This window comes from Dyella flagellata (assembly GCF_030160275.1).
Taxonomy (GTDB): domain Bacteria; phylum Pseudomonadota; class Gammaproteobacteria; order Xanthomonadales; family Rhodanobacteraceae; genus Dyella_B; species Dyella_B flagellata.
This window is the reverse complement of record NZ_BSOA01000049.1, coordinates 128,419-140,615: the sequence shown is the minus strand read 5'-3', so window position 1 is coordinate 140,615 and position 12,197 is coordinate 128,419. Positions and strand designations below refer to the sequence as shown.

Sequence of the window (12,197 nt, the reverse complement as noted above, 5' to 3'; positions counted from 1 at the left end):
CGTTGATGAATTCAGGGCTTCCGCGATGCAAGGATGCATCGCTCAAAATCAAGTGCGTAAGTGCTTGATTTTTGTGAGTTGGGTGCGGACATGTGCTGCACACAGCGAGTCTGGGAGAGTCCAGGACGGATTTTTCAGACCTTCCAAAGTTCATAAGTTTAAGGATTTCCCATGGCCCGTATCACCGTGGAAGACTGCCTCGACGTGGTCGACAACCGTTTCGAACTGGTTTTGATGGCGACCAAACGCGCCCGCCAGCTCGCCAAGGGTGCCGAACCGGCCGTCAACCCCGACAACGACAAGCCCACCGTGTTGGCTTTGCGTGAAATCGCCGATCGTCGCATCGATCAGGTCACCATCGACGAGATCGATCGCGCCGAACGCGAGCGCGCCGAGCGCGAGGCGCTGGAATGGGCTGCGCAGGAAGTGGACGACGATCTCTCCAAAGGCGGAGATGACTGATGGATGGCGGCGGTTGTCGACCGTGCAGTAAAAGTCGAACCGGTCGTACCGGATCGGCAAGCTGCGGGTCGCGCCTCCGCTCTCTGCTTTTCCAGTCCAGCGAGGCGATTGCCTGAACGGGCGTCGTGACTCCATGACTACCGCGGCCACGCATCCGGCTACCGAGGATACGTCCGCCATGCCCTCCTACGTGCTGGCGCTGAAAGAGCGCCTTGCCTACTTGCCCGAGCAGCAGGTCGCGCGGGTCTTGCGCGCCTACCAGGTGGGTGCGGCGGCGCATGAAGGGCAGACGCGCAAGAGTGGTGAGCCCTATATCACCCATCCTATTGCCGTAGCCGGCATCCTGGCCGAGTTCGGCATGGATGCCGAAACCATCATTGCGGCGATCCTGCACGACACGCTGGAAGACACCGAGCTGACCCGTACCGAATTGGCCGGCGAATTCGGCGAGCCCGTGGCGGAGCTGGTCGATGGGGTCACCAAGCTGGACAAGATGCGCTTCTCCAGCCGCCAGGAGGCCGACGCGGAAAGCTTCCGCAAGATGCTGTTGGCGATGGCGCGCGATCTGCGCGTAATCCTGATCAAGCTGGCCGACCGCTTGCACAATATGCGTACGCTCGGTGCGAAAGATCCACCATCGCGCCGCCGCATAGCGCGCGAGACGCTGGAAATCTACGCGCCGATCGCGCAACGGCTCGGCATGAACAAGATCAAGGCGGAGCTGCAGGACCTGGGTTTCCGTGCGTGGCATCCCGATCGTTATCGCGTGATCAGCGAGCGTATCCGCGCTGCGTTGGGCAATCGCCGCGAAGCGATGGGCCGTATCGAAGGCGCGCTCACGGCGCGTCTGGTCGAAGATCGCATTCCGGTGCGCGTGGTCGGACGCATCAAGTCGCCCTGGAGCATCTATTCGAAGATGCGCAGCGAGCACAAAAGCTTTGCCCAGTTGATGGACGTGTACGGTTTCCGAGTAGTGACGGACACCGCGATGAGCTGCTACATGGCGCTGGGCGTGGTGCATGCCTTGTACAAGCCGGTTGATCGCCGCTTCAAGGACTTCATCGCCATTCCCAAGGCGAATGGCTACCAGTCGCTGCACACCGTGTTGCTCGGGCCATTCGGCGCACCCATTGAAGTACAGATTCGTACCGAGGAAATGGACTCGGTGGCCGAGCGCGGGGTAGCGGCGCACTGGGCCTACAAGACGGAAAGCGGCCCTTCCAACAGCGCGCAGGCGCGTGCTCGTGAGTGGCTTTCCGCGCTGGCCGACAGCCAGGCGAACACGCCGTCCGCGGCGGAGTTCATCGAGAACGTCAAGATCGACCTGTTTCCGGACGAGACTTATCTGTTTACGCCGCGCGGCGACATTCTTTCGCTGCCGCGCAACGCGACAGCGTTGGATTTTGCCTATGCAGTGCATACCGACGTGGGCGATCACGCGGTGGCAGCGCGGGTCGACAAGAAGCTGTTGCCGCTACGTACACGGTTGGAATCCGGGCAGCTGGTCGAAATCATCACGGCGCCTTCGGCGGTGCCCAACCCGGCCTGGCTGGAGTTCGTGGTCACCGGCAAGGCACGCACTGCGATCCGCCAGTACCTGAAGCATCTGCAGCATGAAGATGCGGTCGATTTCGGCCACCGCATGCTCGATCGAGCGCTGGATGCACTAGGTACCAGCCTCGATGCGATCCAGCCGGCGGCACTGGAGAAATTCCTGCACAAGGCCAAGCTCAAGCGCCTGGAGGAGCTGCTGGCTGATATCGCGCTGGGCAACCGCATGCCCGACCAGGTCGCCGGCCAGCTGGTGGCGGCGCGCGGCACCGGCTCCGCGCGTGGCGCGCCGATGACGCACCCGACGGAAAAGATTCATATCACCGGCGCCGAACGCGGCGTGCTGAGCTTTGCCAACTGCTGCCATCCGCTGCCGGGCGACGAGATCGTCGGCTACCTGTCGCCGGGCAAGGGCATCGTCGTGCATCGCGCCGAATGCCCGAACATGAACGAGCTGCGCAAGTCCTCGCCGGAGCGCTGTGTGGACATCGAATGGGATCGCGACGTGCAGGGCGATTACCGCGCTGAACTGCGCATCGAGGTGATCAACCGTCCGGGCGTGCTCGCCACCGTGGCAGCTGCGATCGCGGCCGCCGATTCCAATATCGAGAATGTGGAATACGTCGAGCGTGACCTGTCAGCCGCCACCCTGCTGTTCACCATCGAGGTGAAGAATCGCAAGCACTTGGCCGACGTGATTCGGCGCGTGCGGCGGACGGGCGTGGTGAGCGGAGCGTATCGGTATCCGCTGTAGCTTGGGATTGGCAAATAATGTGCTTTTCGCGTTCGCCCCCGCTCCCCTCCGGGGAGCGGATTGAAGTGAGGGGCCAGAAGCGAGCTACACTTTCGGTTCCGCTTCCATGGAAGATCCCCATGCCCCGCACCATCATCGCCACTGACCAAGCCCCCGCTGCCATCGGGCCATATTCGCAAGCCGTACGCGCGGGCAATACCGTGTATTTCTCCGGCCAGATTCCGCTCGATCCGTCCAGCGGCGCGCTGGTGGAAGGCGACATCAGCACGCAGACGCGTCGCGTATTCGACAATCTCAAAGCGGTGGCTGAAGCGGCGGGCGGCTCGCTGGCAAAGGTCGTGCGCGTCGGCATCTACGTGACCGATCTGGCGAACTTCGCCGCGGTCAATGCCGTGATGAGCGAGTATTTCCAGCAGCCGTATCCGGCACGTTCCACCATCGAAGTCTCCGGCTTGCCCAAGGCCGCGCAGGTGGAAGTGGACGCCGTCATGGTGCTCGACTGAAGCTAATCCGCGAGGACTGCTGACAGCCTGCGTCGGCGCGCTCGGCTAGTCTTGTCGCAATGGCCGCTCCTAACCCCCAAATTGCCGTGGTGACGACCAGCGATGTAGGCAAGCTGCCGGTGACCGCGCTCGGCGGTGTCGGGCCCGCCTTGCTCGAGTCGCTGGCGCGACTCGGCCTGCATCGTGCGCAAGATCTTTGGTTTCATCTGCCATTGCGCTACGAGGATCGTACGCACCTGACGCCGCTGGCGGATTTGCGTCCGGGCATGCGCGCGCAAGTGGTGGGCGTGGTGGAGGCCGTGGAGAAAGGCTTTCGCTATCGCCCGCAACTGAAGGTGGCGATCGGCGACGACGCGATGCAAACGCTGCTGCTGCGTTTTTTTCATTTCAATCGGGCGCAGGCAGAGCAGTTCCGCGTGGGTGCGCGTGTGCTTTGCTACGGTGAGGTCCGCCAGGGTAATGCCGGCCTGGAGATGGTGCATCCGCAGTATCGGCGACTTGCCGAAGATGCACCGGTCGAACTTGATGAACGGCTCGCGCCGGTCTATCCGGCCACCGAAGGTTTGGGGCAGAAGCGCTTGGGAGGGGTCATCGACAAGGCCCTGCAACGCTTGCCTGCCGAAGCCGAACTGGAGCTGATTCCAACGGCGTTGTGCGCGAAATTCGGTTTGACTTCGCTGCGCGAGGCGTTGTTGTACGTGCATCGGCCGCCGCCCGACGCACGCATCGACCAGCTGCTTCAAGGCCGTCATCCCGCCCAGCAGCGCTTGGCGTTCGAAGAGTTGCTCACCCAACACATGAGCTTGAAGCGCTTGCGCGCTGCCGTGCGCGAGCGCCGCGCGCCGGTATTGGGCAGTGACGGCATGCTACGGCAGCGCTGGCGGCAATCGCTGCCATTCCAGCTGACCCAAGCGCAGCAGCGTGTCATCCAGGAAATCAGCGCGGACATCTCTCAGCCGCGCCCCATGCTGCGCCTGGTACAAGGCGATGTCGGTTCCGGCAAGACGGCGGTGGCCTGTGCGGCGGCTCTGGCCGCCGTCGAGGCGGGCTTCCAGGTGGCACTGATGGCCCCCACGGAATTGCTGGCGGAACAGCATTTGCGCAATTTCCGTCACTGGCTGGAGCCGCTGGGTATCCACGTCGAATGGTTGGCGGGCAAGCAGCAGGGCAAGGCGCGCCAGCAGGCCATGCGGCGTGTGGCCGAGGGCGCGCCGATCGTCATCGGCACCCATGCCTTGATGCAGGAGGAGGTCGCGTTTGCGCGGCTGGGTCTGGTGATCGTCGATGAGCAGCACCGTTTCGGTGTGCAGCAGCGCCTGGCCTTGCGTGACAAGGGCTTGGAAGGGGAGCTCGCACCGCATCAATTGGTGCTTACGGCGACCCCTATTCCACGCACGCTGGCCATGAGCGCGTATGCCGATCTGGACATTTCCGCCATCGACGAGCTGCCGCCTGGCCGTACGCCGGTGCAGACCATCGCCATTTCCAATGCTCGCCGTACCGAAGTCATTGAACGCATTCGCTTAGCTTGCCTGGAGGGGCGCCAGGCCTACTGGGTGTGCACCCTGATCGAAGAATCCGAGCAACTACGCGCGCAGGCTGCCGAGGCAGCGCATGCGGAACTTTCGCATGCGCTGGATGAGCTGCAGGTGGGGCTGATCCACGGACGCATGAGGCCGAAAGAAAAGCAGGCGGTGATGGATGCGTTCAAGGCCGGCGAGCTCTCGGTGCTGGTGGCGACTACGGTGATCGAAGTGGGTGTGGACGTGCCCAACGCCAGCCTGATGGTCATCGAGAACAGCGAACGCCTCGGGCTGGCGCAACTGCATCAGTTGCGTGGGCGGGTGGGTCGTGGTGCGGTTGCCTCCAACTGCGTGCTGCTCTATCAGCCGCCGCTGGGACAGCTCGCGCGCGAACGCTTGCAAGTGATGCGTGAAACCAATGATGGTTTCCGTATCGCCGAAAAGGACCTGGCGTTGCGCGGCCCTGGCGAAGTGCTGGGCACGCGCCAGACCGGCCAGCTGAGTTTCCGCATGGCCGACCTGGCGCGCGATGCGCATTTGCTGCCGGCGGTGCAGCAGGTGGGCGAATACATGCTGGCGCACCATGCGGAGCATGCGGCGCGCCTGATCGAGCGCTGGATCGGCGGCGCGGCGCGCTATGCAGGCGCCTGAGAAGCAGGTAGCTTGCGACAGTTCCAACACGAGCATTGATGCTTAGATGAGCAAGCCGCAACTCCTGATCGACACTGATCCCGGCGTAGACGACGCCCTGGCCATCCTGATGGCGCACGAGCATGCCGACGTACTCGGTCTGAGCATCGCGGCCGGCAATGTTGGTCTTGCGCATACCGCACGTAATGCGCGTACCTTGGTGGACCTGCTTGGAGCGACCACGCCGGTGTTTGCCGGTTGTCCAACGCCGTTGGTGCGTTTGCCCGAGGAAGACGCGGCCTTCGTGCATGGCCATGACGGTTTGGGCGACGTCGGTTTTCCGGAGCCCAGGACTGCGGCGGCCAACGAGCATGCTGCGCTGGCGATCCTGCGCCTGACGCATGAGCGTCCGGGCGAGATCACCCTGGTGGCGTTGGCGCCGCTGACCAATCTTGCACTGGCATTGCGGCTGGATCCTTCGTTGCCGCAGCGCGTGAAGCGCCTTGTGGTCATGGGCGGCGCGGTCACCGGGCACGGCAATACTGGTCGCATACCGGCTGAATTCAATATCGGTTTCGACGCCGAGGCCGCGCATGTGGTGTTCGAGAGTTTTCCCGACTTCGATCTGGTCGATTGGGAACTCACCTTGCGGCATGCCTTCGACGAGGATGAGTTCGACCATTGGCTGGCCGCTGGCGACCATCGTGCCGGGTTCTTCGGCAGCGTATTCGGGGTGGCTCGCCAGACCAATCGCGAACGTGGGCGGCGCGGCGTGATTGCCGCTGACGCGCTGGCGATGGCGGTGGCCATCGACCCTTCCGTGGTGGTGCGCAGCGAGCGCCACTGGGTCGGCGTGGAGCTGGATGGCCGCCTGACCCGTGGCGCTACCGTGGTGGATTGGGGCGACCGCCTGGGCCGGCCGGCCCAGGCCAGGGTGGTGCTCAAGCTCGATCAGCCCAAGTTCGCGACCATGGTGCGGCGGGCCCTGGGGAGCCTTTGATTTCCCCTGAGCGTAGGCTGGGATGACAATCCCAGCCTACATGCTGGAGGCCGCAGGGAGATCTTGACCCATCCTTCTCGGGGCCGATACAATGCCGCTCTTTTCACGCAAGCTTTGAGTCCGTCATGAAGCCCGATATCCATCCGAATTACCGCCAGGTGGTGTTCCAGGATCTTTCGTCCGACTTCGCGTTTCTGACGCGTTCGACGATTGCCACCAAGGAAACCATCAAGTGGGAAGACGGCAACGAGTACCCGCTGATCAAGGTGGATATCTCCAGCCACTCGCACCCGTTCTACACCGGCAAGCAGAAGGTGCTTGACGCTGGTGGTCGCGTGGACAAGTTCCGCCGTCGCTACGCGCAGAAGTAATTATTCCGTCAACCCGCTCGAACTGGGCGGGCTAAAGACATCCCAAACAGGGCAGGCCTAGCGCCTGCCCTGTTTGTTTGTGCCTCTCCGTAGGACCATGCGTGCTCGGATGTTGCGCAGATGATGTGCGATAATGGGTGGGATACATCGCGAATTTTCCCCAAAACGATGTGCCTTTCCCTCGCCGGCTGGTTGCCGTTTTGCGGTTGCCCCCGGTGGCGACCCATGCGTAGGAGGTTTCCGTGTCCGATCCCAAGTCCGTCAAGCTGGTAGACGAGTCCAATGGCCGCAGCAGCGAGCTCCCGCTGCTGAGCGGTACGATTGGTCCCGCCTGCATCGACATCGCACCGCTGTACAAGGACACCGGGCACTTCACCTACGACCCCGGTTTCGGCAGCACTGCCAGCACCAAGAGCGCCATTACCTACATCGACGGTGATCAGGGCGTGTTGATGTATCGCGGCTATCCGATCGAGCAATTGGCGGAGAAGTCCAGCTTCCTTGAGGTGGCATATCTGCTGCTGCACGGCGAGTTGCCGAACAAGACCCAGTTCGCCTCGTTCGAAAACGACATCACGCATCACACGATGATGCACGAGTCGCACAAGAACTTTTTCCAGGGCTTCCATCACGACGCCCATCCGATGGCCATGCTGGCCGCCTCGGTGGCGTCACTGTCGGCCTTCTATCACGACGATCTGAACGTCGATAATCCGGAAGACCGCCAGCTGGCCGCCATCCGCCTGCTGGCGAAGATGCCGACCATCTCCGCCGCCTGCTATCGCTACTCGATCGGATGGCCGTTCCGCTATCCGCGCAACAACCTCGAATACGTCAATCGCTTCCTGCACATGATGTTCGAAGTGCCGAGCGAGCCGTTGGAGCTCAGCCCGGTGTGCGCGAAGGCCTTGGACCTGCTGTTCATCCTGCACGCCGATCACGAGCAGAATGCCTCGACCTCCACGGTGCGCCTGGTCGGCTCCACCGGTGCCAATCCGTATGCGTCGATCGCCGCCGGCATCACCGCGCTGTGGGGTCCGGCACATGGTGGCGCCAACGAGGCCGTGTTGAAGATGCTCGAAGAGATCGGCTCGCCCGACAAGGTGGAAACCGCCGTCAAGCGTGCGAAGGACAAGAACGACAACTTCCGCCTGATGGGCTTCGGCCATCGCGTCTACAAGAACTTCGACCCGCGCGCGAAGATCATCCGCGAGATGTGCCACAAGGTGCTGGCCGAGCTGGGGGTGAACGACCCGCTGCTGGACGTCGCGATGAAGCTGGAAGAGGCCGCGCTGAAGGACAGCTACTTCGTCGAGCGCAAGCTGTACCCGAACGTCGATTTCTATTCCGGCATCATCTACAAGGCGTTGGGCATTCCCTCCGAGATGTTCACCGTAATGTTCGCCATCGCGCGCACGGCCGGCTGGATCGCGCACTGGATCGAACAGCACGAAACCCCAGGCTCGCGTATCGGCCGCCCGCGCCAGCTGTACGTGGGTGCTGACAAGCGTGACTACGTGGGCTTGGACAAGCGCTGATTAGCGCATTTCAGTATCCACAAAAAAACGCCCGGCTAGCCCGGGCGTTTTTTTGTGCCACTCATTAGGGAGTCTCTGATCTATTTCTACGTACCCGTCGCCGCACTGTATGCGCGCCTCGCCTTGCCCCGTCAGCGCACGCGGGGAAGGCACAAGGATGTGCCTGGTTTGAGGAGCGAGGAAGGCACAGGGCGTATGTCTAGACGGCGGGGCAAGGCGAGGCGCGCATACAGTGCGGCCCCCACATTTTGAATTTCAATGACGGGGTGACGTCCAGAAGGTCCGTAGACTGTGCCCCGCGGCTTGAACAGACGGCCTTATCTGCCCTGTGCCGCGCGACACACCCTGCGGGCCTTCTGGACGTCATGCCGGGCACGTAGAAATAGATCAGAGAGTCCCTAGCGCTGCAGCTAACTTCCGCTCGAAATCATCCTGCAGGTCAGCTTCCTCCGCCAGCATGATCTCCACCGATGCCAGCGCTGCGCGTCGCATCGGCTTTTCATCGACACGATCAAGCGGTGCCTGGCGCAGGGCGTCATGTGGCAGCACGGTAAGGTCAAACGGAAGATTATCGGCAGCGAACAGCAATACCGGGTATTCGACCTGCTCGTCGCGTGCGATGCGCAAGCGACGCGTCTGCATCTCGAACGGCACGCCTTGTTCGCGCAGATAAATGCCTACGGCTTCGGGATCGTCGCTGAAAACGTGCAGGCATACGGCCGAGTGCGCATCGGCGGTGCCTTCGAGTACCGCGCCGACCAGGCGCGGTTCAAAGCGCTCAAGGAAACGCATCGCTTCGACGGCGGCTTCGCGCCGGGCTCTGAGCAATTTAGGCTGGCTTTCGGATTGGAATAGGCGTTGATGCTCGCGTAGCGCCTGTTCGATTTCATGGTTGCGGGGAAGCGCCTGCTCGTCTTGCACGCCGAGCCGTTCGGCGGCCTTGCGCTTGGCGCGGTGGAAGTCGCGGATGCCGTGTTCGCTCATCAGGCGCGCCGCCTCCTGGGCGACGCGTAGCCGGGTACGCTGCACACGGTCTTGCGCGTGGATGCGGTGGTGTTCACCTCGTGCCATGCTGCAACCCTCTTGCGAAGTGCAAGGCAAGATTAGCGGAAAGCCTCAGAAGATGTCGTTAGTCTGCTGCTGGTCCTGGTTCTGTTGCTGCTGCGTGGCCTGGTTGTGCAAGCGGTCGATGTCTTCCACCTTGAAGATTTCCTGCATGGCATTGGGGTCTCCCTCTGCGGTCGGCAGGCCGTTCTCGCGGTTGATCGGCATGGTGGTGATGCCTGGTGGCATGGGCAGGCTCTTTTCGGGCAGGCCCTTCAACACCTCGCCCTCGTAGTCGATCCAGATCGGCAAGGCCGCCTTGGCGCCGAATTCACCCTTGCCCAATGAGCTGAAATCGTCGAAACCGACCCACACGGCCGTGGATAGATCGCCGTTGAAGCCCACGAACCAGGCATCGCGATGATCATTGGTGGAGCCGGTCTTGCCGGCCAGGTCGCCGCGGTTGAGCGCTTTGGCTGCGTATCCCGTACCCATCGGCGACTGGATCACGTCCTTCATGAGCGACGTGACCAGGTAATCATTGCGAATATCGATCACGTGCGGCGCCAGCACAGGTGGTGCCTTGCCGCCGTTGTGCACATCGACGGGCAAGGCCGTTTCGCCGGCCATGGCCACGCTCGTTGCGGGGGCGGGGGCGTTGGACGAGTTGGCCGACACACCGTTGGTGAGCATGTTTGCCGGCGGCGGGCCGGGCGGGCTGTTCTGCAGCAGGCGCTCGGAGCAGTCCGCGCACGCACGGGCTGGGTTGGCCACGTACACCGGCTTGCCGCTGCGATCGTCGATTTCGTCGATGAAATACGGTGTGATCAGATAACCGCCATTGGCGAATACGGCGAAACCGCGCGCCATGCTCAGCGGCGATACGGAGGCCGTGCCCAGCGCCATCGAAAGATTGTTCGGTAGCGCATCGGGCGGAAAGCCGAAGCGAGTGGCGTAATCGCGCGTGTAGCGTACGCCGATGGCATCGAGCAAGCGCACCGACACCAGATTCTTCGATTCAATCAGCGCCTCGCGCAGACGGATGGGGCCGGAGAATTTGCCGTCGTCGTTGCTAGGTGTCCACAGTCCGTTCGGTTGCGAGGGATCCGGCAGCGCGATCGGCGAGTCGTTGATGATGGAGGCCGGCGTATAGCCGCGCTCGAAGGCTGCCGAATAGATGAAGGGCTTGAAACTGGAGCCGGGCTGGCGGGCCGCCATCACCGCGCGATTGAACTTGCTGCGCTGGAAGTTGAAGCCGCCGATCAGCGACTGGATCGCTCCGTTCTCCGGATCGAGCGACACCAACGCGACCTGTGCCTTCGGGATCTGCGTAAGCTGCCAAATGGCCTTGTCATCGCGGATCACGCGAATGATGTCGCCTGGCTTGAGGACGGTGTCGACCTTGGTCGGAGCGGGGCCGGTCCGGCTCTCATTGATATAGGGGCGCGCCCAATCCATGGCCTTGAGGTCGAGCTTGATCACCTGCTTGCCTGGCAGGAAGACCGAGGCTTCGGTGGCTGAGGAGGCGATGACCAGGCCCGGGGTGAGCCCGGCAACATCCATATAGCTGGAAAGCAGGTTGCTGTAGTCGGCATCGCTGGCGTTCGGCGGCAATTGCTCATGCGCTTCCGGGCCACGCCAGCCGTGGCGGTGGTCATAAACCGCCAGGCCGTCGCGAACCGCCGCGACTGCCGCTATTTGTCGGGTACTGACCAGCGTGGTCTTGACCACGTAGCCCTCGGTCAATGCGTCGTTGCCGAGGCGATCCAGCGCCTGCAGCCTTGCCATTTCGGCCAGGTAGGGGGCATCCACCTGGATCGGCTGTTCGTGCGGGGCGGCATCGTCCGGGGCGGCGATCGCCTGGTCGTACTGCGCCCGGGTGATGTAGCGGTGTTCCAGCATCTGGCCCAGCACCCAGTTGCGGCGGGCCACCAGGCGTTGGGTGTTGGTGAGCGGGTTGACCGCCGAAGGCAATTGGAAGGTGGAGGCGATGGCTGCGCATTGGGCTACATCGAGCTGGTCCAGCCGCTTGCCGTAGTAGTACTCCGCCGCTGCCGCCACCCCATAGGAGCGATGGCCGAGGAACATCTTGTTGAGGTACAGCTCCAGGATCTGGTCCTTGCTGAGCGCGCTCTCCATGCGCAGGGCGATGAACATCTCGATCAGCTTGCGCGAGTAAAGCTTTTCCGGGCTCAGGAAGAAGTTGCGCGCGACCTGCTGGGTGATGGTGGAGCCGCCTTGGGTCTTGTTGCCGCCGGATGCCAGGACGTGCAAGCCCGCGCGCATCACGCCGCGCCAATCCACCCCTGGGTGCTGGTAGAAGTCGGCGTCCTCGGCCGAGAGCACCGCGTGCTTGAGCATGTCCGGCACCTGGTCCATGGAGACCGGGACACGCCGCGTCTCACCGAACGTTGCGATCAGCTTGCCGTCCGCGCTCACGACCCGGAGCGGAACTTGCATGTGGTAATCCTTGAGCACGTCCACCGACGGGATGCGTGGGGAGACCAGCCAGTAGGCCACCCCGATGGCGGCGGCGATCAGCAAGAGTCCGCTGAAGCCCAGGATCAGCAGCCAGCGCAAGAGGGCTTTAAAAATTCGCGACATGTGGTTGTTGTAGCGAGACTTGAGTCAAAACAGACCAAAGTATAGATGTAGCAGTATGTATGCCATCAGCAGCGGGTTAGCAAAACCTTAATCGCGGCACCGGCGGGTTGGTCCAAATGTGCAGGGGATCACGTCAAAAGTCTCGAAGAAGATCGCGTAGGCCGTTGCTATTGCATTAATTTTTGGTTTTAATGGCCCGGCAATCCTGCCAGTAACT

Annotated in this window: 9 protein-coding genes; 7 read left to right on the top strand and 2 right to left on the bottom strand. The window is 62.5% G+C overall.

Features of this window, described 5'->3' with window-relative positions; translation table 11 throughout:
- Window positions 1-171: 171 nt before the first annotated feature.
- The 7 genes from rpoZ to QQJ96_RS20730 all read left to right on the top strand — a co-directional run bounded on the left by rpoZ (window position 172) and on the right by QQJ96_RS20730 (window position 8,332).
- Window positions 172-462, top strand: coding sequence for a DNA-directed RNA polymerase subunit omega (gene rpoZ / locus QQJ96_RS20760; RefSeq protein WP_284333936.1), 291 nt, complete (start codon window positions 172-174; stop codon window positions 460-462).
- 112 nt (window positions 463-574) lie between these two features.
- Window positions 575-2,767 (top strand): RelA/SpoT family protein, encoded by a 2,193-nt coding sequence (locus QQJ96_RS20755; RefSeq protein ID WP_404649368.1) that lies wholly within the window; start codon window positions 575-577, stop codon window positions 2,765-2,767.
- Window positions 2,768-2,886: 119 nt separating this feature from the next.
- The gene (locus QQJ96_RS20750) at window positions 2,887-3,270 is read left to right on the top strand and encodes a RidA family protein (RefSeq protein ID WP_284333934.1); all 384 of its coding nucleotides are present in this window, start codon (window positions 2,887-2,889) and stop codon (window positions 3,268-3,270) included.
- A 59-nt stretch (window positions 3,271-3,329) separates the two neighbouring features.
- Window positions 3,330-5,444, top strand: coding sequence for an ATP-dependent DNA helicase RecG (gene recG, locus QQJ96_RS20745; protein WP_284333933.1), 2,115 nt, complete (start codon window positions 3,330-3,332; stop codon window positions 5,442-5,444).
- A gap of 46 nt (window positions 5,445-5,490) precedes the next feature.
- Window positions 5,491-6,423, top strand: coding sequence for a nucleoside hydrolase (locus tag QQJ96_RS20740; protein WP_284333932.1), 933 nt, complete (start codon window positions 5,491-5,493; stop codon window positions 6,421-6,423).
- 125 nt (window positions 6,424-6,548) lie between these two features.
- Window positions 6,549-6,794 carry a type B 50S ribosomal protein L31 gene (locus tag QQJ96_RS20735; protein ID WP_284333931.1) on the top strand — a complete coding sequence of 82 codons (246 nt, stop codon included), beginning with the start codon at window positions 6,549-6,551 and terminating at the stop codon, window positions 6,792-6,794.
- A gap of 242 nt (window positions 6,795-7,036) precedes the next feature.
- Window positions 7,037-8,332, top strand: coding sequence for a citrate synthase (locus QQJ96_RS20730; RefSeq protein ID WP_284333930.1), 1,296 nt, complete (start codon window positions 7,037-7,039; stop codon window positions 8,330-8,332).
- 387 nt (window positions 8,333-8,719) lie between these two features.
- On the opposite strand, the gene QQJ96_RS20725 is transcribed toward QQJ96_RS20730, so the two are convergent.
- Both QQJ96_RS20725 and QQJ96_RS20720 read right to left on the bottom strand, forming a co-directional pair.
- Entirely contained in the window at window positions 8,720-9,403 is a 684-nt protein-coding gene (locus QQJ96_RS20725; protein WP_284333929.1) for a hypothetical protein, read from the bottom strand.
- Between the two features lie 45 nt (window positions 9,404-9,448).
- Entirely contained in the window at window positions 9,449-11,980 is a 2,532-nt protein-coding gene (locus QQJ96_RS20720) for a penicillin-binding protein 1A (RefSeq protein WP_284333928.1), read from the bottom strand.
- Window positions 11,981-12,197: the final 217 nt, after the last annotated feature.